This window comes from Leptolyngbya sp. BC1307 (assembly GCF_002286735.1).
In the GTDB taxonomy this organism is placed as follows: domain Bacteria; phylum Cyanobacteriota; class Cyanobacteriia; order Phormidesmidales; family Phormidesmidaceae; genus Phormidesmis.
The window spans coordinates 1-16,470 of sequence record NZ_NRTA01000026.1 but is presented as its reverse complement, the minus strand read 5'-3'; the positions used below and the strand labels follow the sequence as shown (position 1 = coordinate 16,470).

Genomic DNA, 16,470 nt, shown 5'->3' with positions numbered 1-16,470 from the left:
AACATGTTGGCGGGTTCCATTCTTCAAAGGCTTGTGCGTGGCCACGATAGCGCTGACTCGTCGCGTGATTCTGAAGCCTCAGGCCGCACTCCACTCAACTTTGGGGTGTATTACAAAAATACGCTGGTGGCACTTTGCCATGCGCTAGAGGATGCTGTGCTCGCCACTAAAACGTCGCCGCTGATGGTGACGGCCTTTCAGCAGGGTAAGTGGTATTTGGAAGAGGCTGATCGCTATAGCGACATTGCCGATACAGCTGACCAGATTGTGATTATGGCGGCAGCGGGGGCAGGTTTTGCTGAGCATCCAACGGGGTCGCGCGAAAATGTCACGCTAGTTGAGCTCGATAAAGATGATCCGGTAGCGCAAGAGTGGCACCTGATGATTATGGGCTCTACTTACAGTGCGATGGTGCTGTGTCAGGAGCTAACCGATGAAGAGTATGGTCCGAAGGGGCCGCCAGAAAACGATTTAGAGCGTAAGTTCTATGGGTTTTGGACGTTTGATCCGGTGCTGGTGGGAGAGACGATTGCGATCACTGCCGATCACGTGGGCCGCTATGCTCCTGATGTGCAGGCTCAGCTAGAAGCAAAATTGGCCAAAATAGACGCAGAAGCTGCCACTAAGACCAATGAAATTGGCAATGTGGTGATGCGTGTGGTGGACTATTTGCAAGGAGGCGATCGCCAGGTCGAACAAACCGAAACGTTTAAGTTTGCGGGTGCCCTTAGCCAAAATTTGGTTTCTAATGAGCTGCAAGCTTACTTGCGTATGGCTCAGCTCGCTGATTTGGCCGACCCGACTAATCCGCTGGCAGCAGCAGAAGTGGCCTCGCTCTCAGAAATAATGGGTCAGTTTCTAGATCTGCCGGTGTGGCAAATGCAGCGACTGCGGCTGGCGAGCTTGCTGCATCGGATTGCGCCTGCTCAGTTTGATGACCACACGATGGGCAACCAAGAGGGCGATAGCTGCCCGCTGCATCCGGGCGCGCAGACGCTGCGGGTATTGCCCAGGCTCAGGGCGATCGCGCAAATCATTTCTCACCAGCATGAGTGGTGGGATGGCAGCGGTCAGCCAGCGGGTCTGGAAGGCGACAAAATTCCGGTGGAGTCCAGAATATTGGGCCTGGTAGCAGCCTTTCAGCAGGCGGCGGCCCATCGTCGCTACGAAGCTAGTCAGCAGACCCACCCGAAGGCGGTATCCCTATCCCCAACTGCCGAAAATGAATGGCAGCATGTTACCGATGCCTTTGCCGACTGTCAGGCTGAGGCGGACGATCACTGGGATCCTAAGCTTTTAGAGATATTGGGCTTTTTGGTGACGGGCTTGCAGCAGGGCCTGAGTCTGCCGACCATTCCACTCAAACTGTCTATGGGCACCGGTCTACTCAATCCTGAGGTAGCAGATTCCTGGCCATCGTTCTCTGTTTCTGAGAAGACGAAGTCTACTTAAGCTTCTCCTCAGACACCTTTGCATACATCCTATTTTTTGCAGCGCACAAAAATGAGTGAACCAATTGACATTGACGCAGTCCGGGCGGGCAATCTCAAAAAGCTAGCCGGTGCCAACTTAGAAGAGTCCGATTTAGCGGGCTGCGACCTGTCCGGCGTGCAGCTAGCGGGTGCAATCCTCTCTGGCTGCGACCTGAGCCGGGCCAATCTCAACCGCGCTCACTTAGAGGGTAGTAACCTGGTTGGGGCTAACCTGGCTGGGGCTGATCTGCGCGCCAATCTATGGGGCGCAAACCTGATGCAGTGCGACCTCACTGGCGCAGACCTGCGGGGCGCTAACTTACGAGGCGCTAACTTAATGGGCGCTAAGCTGACGGGTGCTAGCCTTACCGGCGCTTTTTTGAGCGGGGCCTCGCTAATGGGCGCGAACCTTAAAGGGGCTGATGTTCGCGGCGCGGATCTGCGCGGGGCCAATCTCAGTGACAGCACCCTGCGCAGCACCGACTTTTCTCGGGCCGACCTGCAGGGCGCAACCCTGAGCGAGGCCAACCTGGAAGAAGCCAATCTACAGGCCGCTAACTTTACGGGCGCTTCTCTGGCTCGCGCTAACTTGCTGTGCGCCGACTTTCAGGATGCCATCATGGCGGGTGCCAACCTGACCGGGGCCTGTACGACCGGCACGATATTAGATTAATAATTGCCCTAACTGCGAAAACACCCGATGCTCACTGCCAGTTGATAGCTTTGAGCATCGGGTGTCTGACTGTGTCGAGCGGACCTGTGGTGGCTTAAACGGCGATCGCTGCCTTCTCCGCTTTCTCTATCTTGTCGACAGAGCCGAGCAGTTCAGCTGCCCAGCGATCTACGTCATAGGCTTTCACCGCTTCGTACATGCGGCCCATCCGCTTCTTGCGCTCTTCGGGCTCCATCGCGAGCGCCTGGTCGATTGCCCGATCCATGCTGCTATCGGCGTAGGGGTTTGTCAGCACCGCGTCCGGCAGTTCTACCGCTGCTCCGGCAAATTCAGAGAAGACCAGCACGCCATCCTCCCCGCCTTTGGCCACCACAAACTCTTTGCCGACCAGATTCAGACCGTCTCGCAGGGGTGTAATCCAGGCAATATCTGCTGCCGCATACAGCGCCAAAATCTCTTCTAAAGGCAGCGCTGAAGTAAAGAGTAAAATTGGTGTCCAGCTCAGCTTCGCGAAGCGACCGTTGATTTTACCGACGAGCCGCTCGATTTCGCTTTGCGCGGTCTTGTAAATTCGCATGCCGGTTGCTGGCTTAGCGACCGCGACGACAAAGTTAATTTTGCCTTGCAGCTCTGGCCGCCGGGTTAGCAGGCGCTCGTAGCACAGCAGCATTTCCTTGGTGCCTTTCACATAGTCCACCCGCCCGGCAGAGACAATGAGCTGGCGCTCGCCTCCCATTTCTGCGCGAATCTCTTCAACTCGCTTTTTCACCGATGGCTTCTCGACAACGGAGCGAATAAAGTTAACATTCGTACCCACTGGGAAAGCCCCTAAGTGAACGAGCTGCCCTTTGTAGCGCACCTGTGTGGTAATTTCTGGAACGGCTAAGGCAGTGCCGCGCGGGGTAAATTCTTTGGCGACGGGCTCTCTTTTGACAATCTCGATGTCGCAGAGACCTTGGGCGATCGCCACAAAGTTCTCCACGTAGCGCGGAATGTGAAAGCCGCACACATCACAACAGAGAATGCTTTCAACAATCTCTTCGCGCCAGGGCAGCACGTTGAAAGCATCGGGACCAGGAAAAGGCGTATGGTGAAAAAAGACAATCTTGGCATTCGGTCGCTGCTGACGAATGTAGTAGGGCGTCAACCACAGGTTGTAGTCATGAATCCAGATCAGCGCGTCATCGGCAGCATCTTCGCAAGCAGCATCAGCAAACCGTTTGTTGATATCTTGAAAGTTCTCCCAGTCAGAAGATTCGTAGGTAAACTGCCAGGGAAAAGAGTGCAGAATTGGCCAAAAAGCTTCTTTGGAGGTAACGTGATAAAAATTCTTCACTTGCTCGGCGCTGAGCGGAATTCGACGCACAGTACCGTTCTCATTGCCCTCGAAGCTCATGCGCTCTTTAAAGCTGTTCTTTTGATTGGGGTTTATCTGTTTCCAAGCGATCCAGGTGCTTTGCTCAGCGCTGGCAAAAAAGCTCTTGATAGTCGGTAGAATACCGTTTGGGCTTTTCTTTTCTCGATAGTAGGTCTGACCATTTTCGATGACCTCATCGTACGGCTCGCGGTGATAAAGAATAACAAGGGATGATTTCATAGATGAAAAACCTCCGGAGAGTTAGCAAATGTACAGCGGGTTCAGGCGAAAAATCGGTTGGCGATTTTGCCTTTATATTTATATTTAGCGCCTGATCAACACCGTTGGCTGACTGAAGATAAATCCAGCCGGCCGTCACTGCGGCGAATAAAGCCCTATTCTGCAGCCCCTTCTTAATTCAGGCTGTAGCTAGTTCGCCCTGAGAGCGGCGATGAGTGCCCCACCCAATAGTCACACTAAATCAAGGCGTTGGCTAGCGCCGCTGCCGTCTTGCTCAAGACAAAATGCTTGGGGTGGGGCAGTACAGCGCTTCGGATAAATGGTCAATCGCTGTTGCGGCCCCGTCTATCGGGTTACCCGTTTATCCAACTGCTCAGTTGGTTACGCTACCGCAGCTTGGCTGGCTTGGCTGGCGTTGGACGAGCATGAAAGCGGGGGAGAAGTCTGACCGCTTCTGCCGAGAAAACCTTGTAGAAGAGGCTCTCAGCGCTCAATACAACGCGCTCAATACAACAGCTAATGCAACAATATAAACAAGCTAAGATGATCAGCCCTTGATAGAGATCGTCGAAGCTAAATGTTAAGGCTAGATGCTGTTGAGCTACTCGGATTGACTAACCTAACCTGATTGAAATTTAAGAGAAGCAGCCAAGGGTTACTTTAAATTAGCAGGCGAATTTATAGGGCAAATGTTTACTCGATAGTGTCAGTGTAGACAATACCTCTCACGGTGTAGTTTAGGGATCTTCCTATAGACAGACAATCTTAAGCGCTGCCTGCCGCTAGCCGTTTGGAATAGAGGCGATCGCTGCTCGGGCGGACGGCTATGAGTGGATTAGCCGAACTCAGTCAGGCATAGGTTCAGATAGAGAAAAGCTTTTCCTATTCCAGGAATTAGGTTTAGAGTAGTGGACAGAAAGCAGCATTCATTTTTAACCGCGTCTTTAACCGCGCTGGTGAGACCTGCGAATAGCGGCGCTTCGAGTGCGTGGCTGACCGTATGTCTGATCCGGCGTTTGATTGCGTAAGAATGTAGACTACCCTTTTTGCACACCAGGACTTGCACACTAGGACTGTTTATGAGCCATCCTCTCTCCGAGCGCGCCCTTTCACTTCCCCCGGTCGAGCTGCAGGAGCCAGAAACCGCAGCCCTCTCAGCTTGGGCGGTCGAAGTCGGTGAGTCTGGAGCGACTTATTTTGAGATTGGTCAGCAGTTAGCTCGGCGGCTAGGGGCTCACGTCTGCGCCGATGGCCTGACGGAGATTGGCTTTTGGGTGCCGAAGCTGGCGGGCCAGATTTTGCCGAATGAGCGCAATAATATCTATCTAGAGATATTTACCCCACTCGAACCAGTAGATTTCTCTCAGCCACAGCAGACCGTGTCGTTTCGCTACGAATGTGTTGAGCCATCACTCCAGGGCGAATTTGTCTGGGCGGTGGTCAGCGGTATGCAGTCGGGATCGCGCGATCAGCTCGGCAGCCTCTACTGGCTGCGCTACCGCGACTTTAATGACGGCCAGCTATATACAGTGCGCGATGTGGCTCCTTACTCCCTGCCCTATGGCGTGTTTGCGCCCGCAGAACTGTACGACTTTGACCGGCTGCAGCAAAACCGGCGCGATCGCGACTACTTCACCCAGGCCGCTCAAGCTGAACCCGTGACGCCAGCGGCCACTGGCGATGAGCCTGCCCTGCCCCGCACTGCTGCGCCCTGCAATATTTTGCAGCTGCACGTGCCTACGGCCTCAGCGACCGGCACCCTGTCCGGTTTGACTGAGGTTTACCGGCAGATTGCCCAAAAAATGGAGCAGGGCGAGTCCCTGACGCCAGCAGAGCAAAACTACATTGGCTACGATGCGGTGCAGCTGTTGCCTACTGAGCCCACGATTGAATATCGTTCAGAAGATAGCGATCGCGACTTTTTTAGCTTTGCCCCTGAGAGCTATCATGCGGTTTACGGCACCGACGGCCCGGTCTGTACGCGCGAGCCGCTCCAGATCACGCTGCGCCCGCCAGATACGCTGAACTGGGGGTACGACGTGCCGATTTTGGGGTCTTCGGCGACCAATGCGTCGCTCTTAGGCAGTCTGCGCCCGGACGAGGTGATTGACTTTATCGCTGAGCTGCACAGCTTTCCGGGTAAGCCCATTCAGGTGATTTATGACCTCGTCTACGGCCATTCAGACAATCAGGCGCTCGACTTGCTCAGCCGCCAGTTTCTCGCGGGGCCAAATATGTATGGGCAAGACCTCAGCCATACGCTGCCGATGGTGCGAGCGACGCTGTTAGAGATGCAGCGGCGCAAGCTCAATACGGGAATCGACGGTATTCGCATCGACGGCGGGCAGGACTTTCGCTTTTTTAACCCCTTCTCCGGTCGGCTGGAGTATGACGACAACTACCTGATGGCCATGAGCGACGTGGTGCAGGAAATCAACGGCGCTCAGCGGCTGATGTTTACCATTTTTGAAGACGGTCGCCCCTGGCCCGCAGAAGGCTGGGAGACGACTTCTACCTACCGGGAGCTGATTGACTTGCGCCCCGATGCCTTTCAGTGGGGCCCGCTGATTTTTGCGCACAATACGCCAGCGCTGAAGGGCTATTGGGACTACAAATGGCCGCGTGTGCAGGAGGTGATGCAGAAGGGTGATCGCTGGATTACCGGCTGCGGCAACCACGATACGGTGCGGCGAGGTACTCAGATTGCGACCGATGTCGATATCAACTGGAACTTGGGCGAGACGCTGCCAGAAGTGCTTGATAACGCCTACGACAATCCGGCGGTGACGCTGTGGGTCTATGGCTTTAGTCCGGGCCTGCCGATGGAATTTTTGAATGCGCTAATGCACAGCGGCTGGGGATTTTTCCGCAGTACTGACGACCGCTATGGCGTCAAGGTCGCCGCTGAAGAGTTTGGCTTTTTAGACTGGCAGGTGACGCCCGAAAGCTATGAGCGGCCTCATTTCTTTACCGGCCTGAAGCAGTTTGGCTTTGAGCGGCTAGCCCTGCTGCGGCGCTTTACCCAGATGCTGACCACCGCTATGGAAAAGTTTGAGTATGACCTGGCGCTGGTCGCTCGCTTTTGTCGTCGGTGGAGCTTAGAGCCCGATGGCCTGGTGCAAGAGCCTGCGCTGGAGGCGTTTTGCCATAACTTAGAAGCGGCTCAGCTCAAGGCTTTTGCGCTGGCTTTCATGGAAGATTGCCATGAGTTTAGCCGGGTCTCTCACTTCGCGGCGGGTGTGAATGGCGATCGCGCTGCCTTCAACCTAGCCATGCGCCAATACCGACAGGCCAACCCCTGGCTGATGGAAAATCTTTCGGGAACTGACCGGTTCAACCGCGTTAGCGAATCGGGCCACACTTTGTTTTATGGGGTGCGATCGCAGCCTAGCCCGGCTCAATCGAGCCCGATTATCGAGCCTAAGAAAATTGCCCTGCTCGCTCATATGGGCGGCAATCCGGCACAGACCGCTTTACTCGACTGGCTGCAGCTAGATCCTCACGAATGGCGCGTCGTCATGACTTCGCCAGGACTAGTCGTGGCCGAAGCCGAAGCCTTAAAAGGGCTAACGCTAGAGGATGGCCAAGCCGTTTTACTGGAGAATCGGCCTTGAGATCTTGAACAATCATGGCTTGGGCTCGCGATCTGGCAGGCAGGGGTCTACAGTCGAAAGGGAGCATTCATTAATAGAAAAACGCCATGAGCCAACCTCAGTACATCATGGCCCTTGATCTGGGCACCACTGGCAATCGCGCCATTTTGTTTGACCACAGCGGCCATATCGTCGGCCAGGCCTACCAGGAGCTGACGCAGCATTACCCCAAACCGGGCTGGCTAGAGCACGACGCGACCGAAATTTGGCAGGCCGTCGTCCAGGTGATGAAAACTGCGCTGACCGATGCTCAGACTGAAGCGACCGAGATTGCTGCCATCGGTCTGACGGTACAGCGAGAAACTTGCCTGCTGTGGGACAAGACAACTGGCCAGCCACTACACCCGGCAATTGTCTGGCAAGATCGCCGCACTGCGCCGCTGTGCGATCAGCTGCGGGCCGAGGGCAAGGCGGAGATGATCGCCGATAAAACTGGCCTGATTCTTGACGCTTACTTTTCAGCAACCAAGCTGAACTGGCTGCTAGATACGGTTAAGCAAAACGGGGTGAACGACTTCAGCAATGTTCTCGCGGGCACGATAGACACCTGGGCGCTGTGGAACCTGACCGGCGGCAAAGTCCACGCGACTGACCACAGCAATGCTAGCCGCACTATGCTGCTCAACCTGTCTACCCATCAGTGGGACAGCGAACTGCTAGATCTATTTGGCATTCCTGCTAGTTTGATGCCCCAGATCCAGCCGAGCCTGGGCGAATTTGGCCAGCTGGATAAGAGCATTTTGGGCGTAGAAATTCCGATCATGGCTATTCTCGGCGATCAGCAGGCGGCGCTGTTTGCCCACGGGTGCGATCGCCCCGGCTTACTGAAATGCACCTACGGCACCGGCAGCTTTTTGGTGGCTCATACAGGCGGCGAAGTCGTCCGAGCCCCGCAGCTACTCAGCACCATTGCCTGGAGTGAAGCCGCTGACAGCCGCAAAGCAAGCGCTCAATCTGAGCAGGTTGGCTATGCCTTAGAAGGCGCGATGTTTACCAGCGGTGCCTGCATTCAGTGGCTGCGCGACGGGCTGAAGCTGATCAGCAGCGCAGCGGAGACAGAAAAATTAGCAGCGCAGGTGCCTGACAGCGATGGCGTTTACTTCGTGCCAGCCCTGAGTGGCTTAGGCGCACCCCACTGGGATATGTCGGCGCGCGGGGCCTTTATGGGGCTCACCGGCGGTGCGCAGCGGGAGCACATGGTACGGGCGGTTTTAGAGGCGATCGCCTTTCAGGTTAAAGAAGTCGTCGATGCGGTCAATGCCAACTGCGAGACACCCATTGGCCGCTTAAAGGTAGATGGCGGAGCCTGCAATAACAACTTTTTGATGCAGTTTCAGGCAGATGCGCTGGGCATACCCGTAGAGCGGCCCGAGGTGCGAGATGCGACAGCGCAGGGGGCCGCTTTTGCAGCAGGATTGGCAACCGGGTTTTGGGACGATTACGAAGCCCTTGTCGCTACCCGCAAGGTAGACCGCGTGTTTGAACCGCAGCCAGATAGAGTCACCGCTGAACATTTTGCTCAGTGGCAAAAGGCCGTAGCGCGGGCAAAGGCATGGGTCTAGTCGGTTTTTATCTGTAGGATTTTACCTTTAGATAATGTTTCAACGTCAAAATGTCAGGGTAGATCCCTTAGCGCTTTGACGTTGAGAATTTTCCTGCGTGCTCTTTCTTCAGTTTTTACTTACACCCTCTCTTAAAAATTTATGCCAGCTTCTCTTCAAAATCTCTCTCTTGATCATGAGACGTTTGTTCGCGCGCTAGCCACCACCGAAAATCTGTTGATCATTCAGGATCTTGACGGTGTCTGTATGGGCCTAGTTAACGATCCGCTGACTCGCCGCATTAGCACCGACTATGTGAGTGCGACGCGGGCATTTGGTACTCATTTTTACGTGCTGACCAACGGCGAACATATCGGCAGGCGAGGAATCAATCGGATTGTTGAACAAGCTTTTGGTATGGATGCAGCTAACCTGCAAAAGCAGAATAGCTATCTGCCAGGGTTGGCTGCGGGGGGCGTACAGTGGCAGATTCGCAGTGGAGAGTTCTCCCATCCGGGCGTTAGCGAAGCGGAGTTGGCTTTTCTTAAGGCGGTGCCAGAGAAAATGGAAACCTGTTTGAGAGCGTTCTTTAAGCAGACTTCTCCTGCCCCTCTGTTACCAGACCTGGATCGATATATCGCTGCCACTGTATTAGATAACATCGCTTCGCCTACGGTCAATCTCAACAGCGTTTATCCGCTTTTTGCTGATGACAATGACGTTTTCGTAGCGCTGCAAAAGAGACTGCGATCGCTCCTTCAAGATCTCCTTTCTCAGGCCGCTCAGCAGGGCATGGAAGATTCTTTCTTTATTCACTATGCGCCTAACTTAGGCCGAGATACCGAGGGTCAAGAGATTGTCTGGTTTGGCCAGTCAGGAGAGTCGGGGACAACAGATTTTCAGTTTATGCTGCGCGGTGCGATCAAAGAGGCCGGGGTGCTAGCCCTGCTGAATCACTATTATTTTCAGCGTACGGGCAGCTACCCGCTGGGCAAAGACTTCAACGCGCGTCAGGCTCCTCACGACATGACGGCGCTAGTTGACCTGGTCAAAGCTAATTTCGACCCGGCGATGATGCCGATGATTGTTGGGGTGGGTGACACGGTGACTGCGCAAGTGCAGGGCGATCAGGTGAAGCGGGGGGGAAGCGATCGCAATTTCCTCCAACTCATTCAAAATCTGAACGATGTCTTTGACAGCGGCAATCTTACCGTCTATGTAGACAGCAGCGGCGGCGAATTGAAGAACCGCAAGCCGCTGCAACTAGCTGATGAGAATGGCGTACGGAGTGTAGTCCGTGGCCCCGGTGACGATGCCGATCCGCTGCGGCTAAGCGTCGTTTTTCCTGGGGGATATGAGCAGTATTGTCAGGTGTTTGCCAGAGCAGCGGGCGATCGCCTCTCGCAAAAGCCTCTCTAGGGCGCGCATCCCTCTTCAAAAAACTGCTGTTCTAACTGCGATTTGACAGATCCGATGCGCGATTGAGAAACTGCGTATACTCCGGTTGAAACAATAGTTTTATCGTGCCAGTAGGCCCGTTGCGGTGCTTGGTCAAAATGATTTCGGCAATGCCGCGATCAGGCGTATCGGGGTCGTAATATTCTTCTCTGTAGAGCATCATAATCAAATCTGCGTCTTGCTCGATCGCGCCTGAGTTGTGCGAAACAAGGCCATCTGCCATCCATGCAGCTGGCCCTGGAACGGTTAAATCGTATACTGGTTCTTCGCCAACGGCTTTAATGGACACGATCTCGTCCCAAAAAATATGTGAGGCTGCAACCTCTTTGAGTTCTTGGCTCTCTAAAATATTGGCATAGCTTGAAACAACGTCTCGCGTTGGAGAGAATTTAAAGTGAGCGGATCCGCCGTAGGAAGTTCCTCCCAGTGCGGCCATACGGCGCTGAGAAATTCCTTGATCCTGCATGGTTCGCTTGACAAGTGTGAAGACCTCAACCGGAATGGTGTCTCGGTTAGGATTCGCTTCACCTATTTGCAGCAGTTGGGCTTTGGCCACAGCAGCAGCCTCTACCTTAGGACCAAAAGCGCCCACTAAATTTAGGAACCTGAGCTGATGCTCTTTCCCATAGATATGCACGTTGTAGCACTGAGACTTTGACCATCGCATCCGACTCAAAATCTGCAATCGTAACAGTAAAGCCATTACATCCCGGGCCAAACGCTCACTAATTGTAGAGAAAAAGAGACTAATTCTTTTCTCCTTCCTATTCTGCTGCGGATAGCTGCCGATACAGCCGTCAGTTGCCCATAGATGCCGGAGCAAGAGCGCAATTTGACTATTTGGCAGCTTGAAAACTTCAGCAGGGATATGTTTTTCTGCCGAGCGTTGGTTGAAAATGCCCAATTCTTTCAGCCAGCGTCCTACACCTGCAGGGTGCCAGCGATTCCCGTTTCCAGAAATAACCAACTGGTGCCAGTTTCCTTTGCCAATGTGTCGATTTACCTTACAGTCAAACGCTTCGGCGGCAGCTTTTACGGCTGCGCTATTTTCCTCTGAAGCTGTTGTGTATCGCAAAGGCTGGTGTTTCAGGTAGCTGCCATCGCCAATGAGATGGCCGAGCAAAATGATTCTAAAGTCAGGCCAGGGCTCTGCAGATGGAGATAGCTGAGGCATGTGGTTTGCAACGGCAATCCGGTCGCCAACTTTTAGAGCTTGTAGCCGCCGCCATCCGTCGAACGTGTAAAGACGGTGCTTAGCGGTTGCTTTTAGCTTTCGTCCGCTGGCAGTTGTGATTTCGTAGATAGACTTCACACCGACTTGCCAGACTAAATCTGTCTTCGCTTTGATCAGCTGACCTTGAGCATTCAGGCTAATGACTTCAGGCGTTTTACCAACCAGATTGGCAATAGGCAGCCGCCTACCGTCTGCTAGCCATACCAAAGTATCGCCCGTGACACATTCTCTCAGGTCAGACATCATTGGGCGCTTGTTAGTACGAGACTCTACGCCGCGACTGAGCTGAGAGAGCGCAATGATCGGCACATTGAGTTCGCGGGCTAGTCCTTTGAGCGATCGCGTAATTTTTGACAGCTCCTGCACCCGGTTATCGCCCGCACCTTCCATCAGTTGCAAGTAGTCAATCAAAACTAGCCCCAGGGTTCCCCCCTGTTCGGCCTGCAAGCGGCGAGCCTTAGAGCGAATCTCGGTAACGCCGATGCCCGGCGTATCGTCAATAAAAATCGGTAGCTGCGAGAGCGTATTGATAGCATGGCCCATCGGCTCCCACTCGTGCTGAGAGATTCGCCCGGTGCGCAGGCGACCGCTTTCAATTTTGGCTTCTGAAGAGAGCAGACGGTAAATCAGCTGCGCTTTAGACATCTCCAGGCTAAAGACAGCGACCGGCTGCTTGTGAGTACCCGCGATATTGCGCGCAATGTTCAGCACGAAGCTGGTGTTATGTACGCAAACGTCATTAGCGACAAAGTTGTGAGTATCTGGAATCGTCAGGTCATAGACTTGCTGCTCACCGATTGCTTCGATTGAAACAATTTCATCCCAATAGATGTCGCTAGTTGCTAGATCTTGTAGTGGTTTGTGATCGAGGGCGATCGCTAAAGCAGACAAGCGGCGGCGGCTGAGCGCCCGTTTCCCAACGTGAATATTGCTGCTGCTAGCCAGCTCTGCTGAGCGCGCGAGCCCTGACCAGCTTTCCTTGCCTTTAGCCGCTTTTAGAGTGTCCCAAACTTCTACGGGGATAAGATCTTTATTGGCGTGATATTTTTTGCCTTTTACTACTTCTAGAACTTGTCGAACGGCTGCTTCTTTACTAAAGATGCTAATCTCAGTTGCAAAGGTTGAGAGCGATTCGGCGTCGGTAATGTCTAGCTGCCAAGCAGGCCGTCGAGTTTCTTTGTACTTCACCTGACGGCGCCTGATAGCGGCCAAAATACCAAAACGCAGCAGCAAATGCTGGATTTGCCGGGCCAACTTTTCGCAGACAGAAGCGTAGCCGATTTGGGCCTGACCGCTAGCGAGCACAGAAGCCCATCCATCAGTCGCAAACAATCGGTTTAAGAATAGCGACAGCTGATCTTTTGGCAAAGTGAAAACAGCTTTGGGGATAGTTTTGTTATGGGCACCACGTCCCCAAAGATCATGATCGTCTAGCCATGCTGTGACTGAGTTTTTGCCCGTCCACCGAATAGATTCGTACCCCTGCGGCGCTAGCTGTTCTGCGGAAACTTCGAGAGCGGCGCATAGCTGGTCAAATGTTTCTCGCTGTGGGGCGCATCTTCCTTGACGCCATTGGGTTATGAGCGAAGGGTTAACGTTGAGTTGCCTGGCCAATAGCCTGCCACCTAAGTTGAGCGATCGCATTAATCGCTCAACTCGTTCACCAAAAGCACAGCGTTCTTGTAGTAGCTTGTCAGTATCTGCTGTGACCATTAGAGAAGGGGTTCGCGTACCGCCACTGGTATTTACGCGAACCTTAGTCCCTGAAAACTGGCAGGCTGCCTCGCTGAAGTCAGTTTGCATCAGAGAATTCGCATTCGTGAACCGGGGGGAGGTTCCCGTTAAGCCACCATCTCCGATGAAATAGGCCAGGAGCTTGACCTGATGCTCGGGGAGAGACTGCTGGCCGAAGATAGGTAAGTGTCTGGGGACGGCAATGCGATCGCCCACAGCTAGTTCAGACAGCGGCTGCCATCCTTTCATCGTCAAGTAGGGATGCGTCAATGTCGTCTCGACCTGCCGCCCTAAGCGAGTCGTCACCCTAAAGACAGGCTTAACGCCATCGTCTACAAAAGCAGAAGGTTGAGTAAGTTCAAATTGCAAACTATCATTCAGCGTTAACAGGTCTGCATGTCTACGCCTGTAGATAGCTTCAATCGTGGCAACCGAGCCATCCGCTAGTAAAATTTCGGCCTCCGCGCTGAGACACTTGCCCATTGCCGGACGAGCAGCGGCAATAATCAGGTCAGAGCGCTGAAAACCCTGAGTCATCGCGTCTAGGTCATAAAAACCGCAGGCCAGGCCGGGAAGAACCATGCCGAGCGATCGCTGCTCAATATCTGAAAAAGTACTGGTGAGAATATCAGAGGTAGCCGTCAGGCCCTGGGTAGGCCGCACCTGGGTAATGCCAAACAGGGCTTGCTCAGACTGGTCAAGCACCGATTCTAAAGGCGTCTCAGTTTCGTAGCCGAGCTGAATAATTTCGCCGCCTGACTGAATCAGCTTACGGCGAGTATATTTATCCATTACCAGCTGAGCGTACTGGTCAATATTGGCCGCGCTAATCGTGCGGTCTACCAGCTGTGCCAGACGGCTCTGACCGCCAACTTTTTCTAGCGTACCTTTATCTTTGAGCCAGGAGGCAATGCCCATCATATCGGTTGGCAGCCCTCGCGCCTGCAAATCTAGCGCTGCTTGGTAAATGCTGCGGTGCGCACCAATATAAAAGGCTTCGGGGGTGATAATTTCTGTCACTCGCCCCACGGCCTCTGGATCAATTAAAATGCCGCCCAAGATGGCCTCTTCTGCCTCAATGTTTTGGGGTGGCAAGCGGTCAATGGCGGGCTTGAAACGGGGCTCTTGGACCATGGGAAAGCGGAGAGAATCTGCTTTAAATAGTAAAAGGGTAGGAAGCAGTATTAGCTCCCTACCCTGATTAAGTTAACGAACATTTGTACTGTTCGCCAGTAAGCATGCGCTATGGCCTATCGTCAGGCTAATCAGCTGCGACTCGCAGGTTGATGGTAGCCGTCACGTCGCTGTGCAGCTTGATATCTACCTTGTACTCACCGAGCTTATTGATGTCGGGCAGGGTGATTTCACGGCGATCTACTTCTTTACCGGCGTTTGCCTGAATCACTTCAGCAACCTCAGCAGCGGTGACCGTTCCAAAAATAGCTTCGTCTTCACCGACAGCTTTTTTCACGGTGAACATGCCGATGGTGTTGAGCGCGGTCTTCGTCGCTTCGGCCTCTTGCTTGATTGCTTCTAAGCGCTGGCGCTCTTGCTCACGACGACGCTCTACCTGCTTGAGTACGCCGGGTGTCGCTCTGTAGGCCAAACTGCGCGGAATTAAGTAGTTGCGGGCATAGCCGGAGGCAACTTCTACCAGGTCACCGTTGCTGCCAAGTTTGGGCACGTCCTGATTGAGGACTAACTGAGTTCTTTTTTTCGCCATGGCTCTTACTAAATTTTTTCAGCGCAGTTTATCAGCTTACCGAAATTAGGCGCGAGGCGCAACTTAAAATTGCGGTTGCTCTGCTTTCACAACTAGCAGTAACCCGTCGGCTGCTCTTAAAACAACGTAGGCTTTCGTAAAAGTTGGGGCGGGCGTTAATACTTCTTTTTGAAATGGAGAACGCTCTCTTCTTTGAAAGAAGCCAGAAATTTCTACTACTCGAACCGGTGTATTGAGAAACGGATGATCTGTTTCTATGGGTTCTAATAGCTGTGCATGAGCTTCTTCGTAACTCATCAAACTAGACTTAACAACTCTTAAATCAGTTGCTCTAAACCTTTTTGAGGCTATATCAAGCGCTTTGTCTACTACAGCTTGTTCGCCGATATCCACTGTCAGGTTATCTTCTGACGATGCTTGGCTCATAAGATTTAGATGCGTTTGCCCTGTGCGTTGATTGGTTCTGTTAGAAGCGATCCTTCATTTCGCGGATGCGGGCGAATACCGTGACCGGGTCTTGACTGCGAGCAACTGACTGTAGGGCGGGGCTGTCCCAGCGGAGAAAGGGATTGGTGGCTTTTTCTTCGGCGAGCAGTGAGGGGACGGTGGGCTGGTTTTGCTGACGGGCAGTGGTAACGGTTTTTAGGCGCGATCGCAGTTCCTCATTTCCCCCATCTACGCTTACTGCAAACTTCAGATTATTCAGCGTGTACTCATGGCCGCACCACACTCGCGTCTGGTCTGGCAGCTGGCGCAGCTTGCCGAGTGAAATCGCCATCTGCTCAGCCGTCCCTTCAAATAGCTTGCCGCAGCCACCCGCAAACAGCGTATCGCCAGGAAATAGATCGCCGGGTTCTCCGTCTGCCGCTGGCGTGAAATAGTAAGCAATATGACCTCGGGTGTGACCGGGGACAAAAAAGACTTCGCCGGTACGATCTGCGAATTGGACGCGATCGCCCTGCCCTAAAAAATGCTGCTGCCCCGGTATTCGCCCCTGATCTTGCGCGCCGCCATAGACCTGCGCCTCAGGAAAGCGCTCTAGTAGCTGGCGGTTGCCGCCGACATGGTCATTGTGGTGGTGCGTATTAAAAATGGTGACCAGCGTCGCGCCTAGCTCATTGAGCTTTTTAAGAACAGGCGGGGCATCGGCAGGGTCAACCACAGCTGCTGTACTATCAGCCGGGTTATACAAGACATAAATGTAGTTGTCAGTGCGGGCAGGCAGGCGATAGATTTCCATAGTGGCGTGTAGTCAGGCGTGAGAAGGCTGTCAGTAGTGGAAGGCCCAGTGAAGTCTCTCCCTCTGACCCTGCGGGTACAGACGGAGCTTCCTAAGACTTAGCGCTTCAATGGGTGTTTGTCTTAAGAATTCCTGGTTATTCCGA

Annotated in this window: 10 protein-coding genes; 5 read left to right on the top strand and 5 right to left on the bottom strand. The window is 53.5% G+C overall.

Annotation, left to right across the window (positions count from 1 at the left end):
• Positions 1 to 33 precede the first annotated feature (33 nt).
• Entirely contained in the window at positions 34 to 1,452 is a 1,419-nt protein-coding gene (locus CKL79_RS14215; RefSeq protein ID WP_240518863.1) for a DICT sensory domain-containing protein, read from the top strand.
• A gap of 51 nt (positions 1,453 to 1,503) precedes the next feature.
• Positions 1,504 to 2,145 (top strand): pentapeptide repeat-containing protein, encoded by a 642-nt coding sequence (locus CKL79_RS14210; protein ID WP_121970244.1) that lies wholly within the window; start codon positions 1,504 to 1,506, stop codon positions 2,143 to 2,145.
• A gap of 94 nt (positions 2,146 to 2,239) precedes the next feature.
• Here CKL79_RS14210 and ggpS read toward each other — a convergent pair whose 3' ends face one another.
• Complete coding sequence (gene ggpS / locus CKL79_RS14205; RefSeq protein ID WP_121970243.1) at positions 2,240 to 3,742, bottom strand: glucosylglycerol-phosphate synthase; 1,503 nt, start codon at positions 3,740 to 3,742, stop codon at positions 2,240 to 2,242.
• Between the two features lie 1,079 nt (positions 3,743 to 4,821).
• Between ggpS and gghA the strand changes: the two genes are divergently transcribed.
• From gghA to stpA, 3 genes are all read left to right on the top strand, one after another.
• The gene (gene gghA, locus CKL79_RS14195) at positions 4,822 to 7,356 is read left to right on the top strand and encodes a glucosylglycerol hydrolase (protein WP_121970241.1); all 2,535 of its coding nucleotides are present in this window, start codon (positions 4,822 to 4,824) and stop codon (positions 7,354 to 7,356) included.
• Between the two features lie 86 nt (positions 7,357 to 7,442).
• Positions 7,443 to 8,957: a glycerol kinase GlpK gene (gene glpK, locus CKL79_RS14190; protein WP_121970240.1), complete on the top strand. Its 1,515-nt coding sequence runs from the start codon at positions 7,443 to 7,445 to the stop codon at positions 8,955 to 8,957.
• A 141-nt stretch (positions 8,958 to 9,098) separates the two neighbouring features.
• The gene (stpA, locus tag CKL79_RS14185; protein WP_121970239.1) at positions 9,099 to 10,355 is read left to right on the top strand and encodes a glucosylglycerol 3-phosphatase; all 1,257 of its coding nucleotides are present in this window, start codon (positions 9,099 to 9,101) and stop codon (positions 10,353 to 10,355) included.
• 31 nt (positions 10,356 to 10,386) lie between these two features.
• Here stpA and dnaB read toward each other — a convergent pair whose 3' ends face one another.
• The 4 genes from dnaB to gloB all read right to left on the bottom strand — a co-directional run bounded on the left by dnaB (position 10,387) and on the right by gloB (position 16,325).
• Positions 10,387 to 14,496, bottom strand: coding sequence for a replicative DNA helicase (gene dnaB, locus CKL79_RS14180; RefSeq protein WP_121970238.1), 4,110 nt, complete (start codon positions 14,494 to 14,496; stop codon positions 10,387 to 10,389).
• Positions 14,497 to 14,623: 127 nt separating this feature from the next.
• Complete coding sequence (rplI, locus tag CKL79_RS14175) at positions 14,624 to 15,085, bottom strand: 50S ribosomal protein L9 (RefSeq protein ID WP_121970237.1); 462 nt, start codon at positions 15,083 to 15,085, stop codon at positions 14,624 to 14,626.
• A gap of 63 nt (positions 15,086 to 15,148) precedes the next feature.
• Positions 15,149 to 15,511 (bottom strand): hypothetical protein, encoded by a 363-nt coding sequence (locus tag CKL79_RS14170; protein ID WP_121970236.1) that lies wholly within the window; start codon positions 15,509 to 15,511, stop codon positions 15,149 to 15,151.
• A 40-nt stretch (positions 15,512 to 15,551) separates the two neighbouring features.
• The gene (gene gloB / locus CKL79_RS14165; protein ID WP_121970235.1) at positions 15,552 to 16,325 is read right to left on the bottom strand and encodes a hydroxyacylglutathione hydrolase; all 774 of its coding nucleotides are present in this window, start codon (positions 16,323 to 16,325) and stop codon (positions 15,552 to 15,554) included.
• Positions 16,326 to 16,470 lie beyond the last annotated feature (145 nt).

Coding starts and splice junctions, on each gene's coding strand:
- rplI (WP_121970237.1), bottom strand. CDS start 15,085: ATGGCGAAAAAAAGAACTCAGTTAGTCCTCAATCAGGACGTGCCCAAA.
- CKL79_RS14210 (WP_121970244.1), top strand. CDS start 1,504: ATGAGTGAACCAATTGACATTGACGCAGTCCGGGCGGGCAATCTCAAA.
- gloB (WP_121970235.1), bottom strand. CDS start 16,325: ATGGAAATCTATCGCCTGCCTGCCCGCACTGACAACTACATTTATGTC.
- ggpS (WP_121970243.1), bottom strand. CDS start 3,742: ATGAAATCATCCCTTGTTATTCTTTATCACCGCGAGCCGTACGATGAG.
- CKL79_RS14170 (WP_121970236.1), bottom strand. CDS start 15,511: ATGAGCCAAGCATCGTCAGAAGATAACCTGACAGTGGATATCGGCGAA.
- stpA (WP_121970239.1), top strand. CDS start 9,099: ATGCCAGCTTCTCTTCAAAATCTCTCTCTTGATCATGAGACGTTTGTT.
- dnaB (WP_121970238.1), bottom strand. CDS start 14,496: ATGGTCCAAGAGCCCCGTTTCAAGCCCGCCATTGACCGCTTGCCACCC.
- glpK (WP_121970240.1), top strand. CDS start 7,443: ATGAGCCAACCTCAGTACATCATGGCCCTTGATCTGGGCACCACTGGC.
- gghA (WP_121970241.1), top strand. CDS start 4,822: ATGAGCCATCCTCTCTCCGAGCGCGCCCTTTCACTTCCCCCGGTCGAG.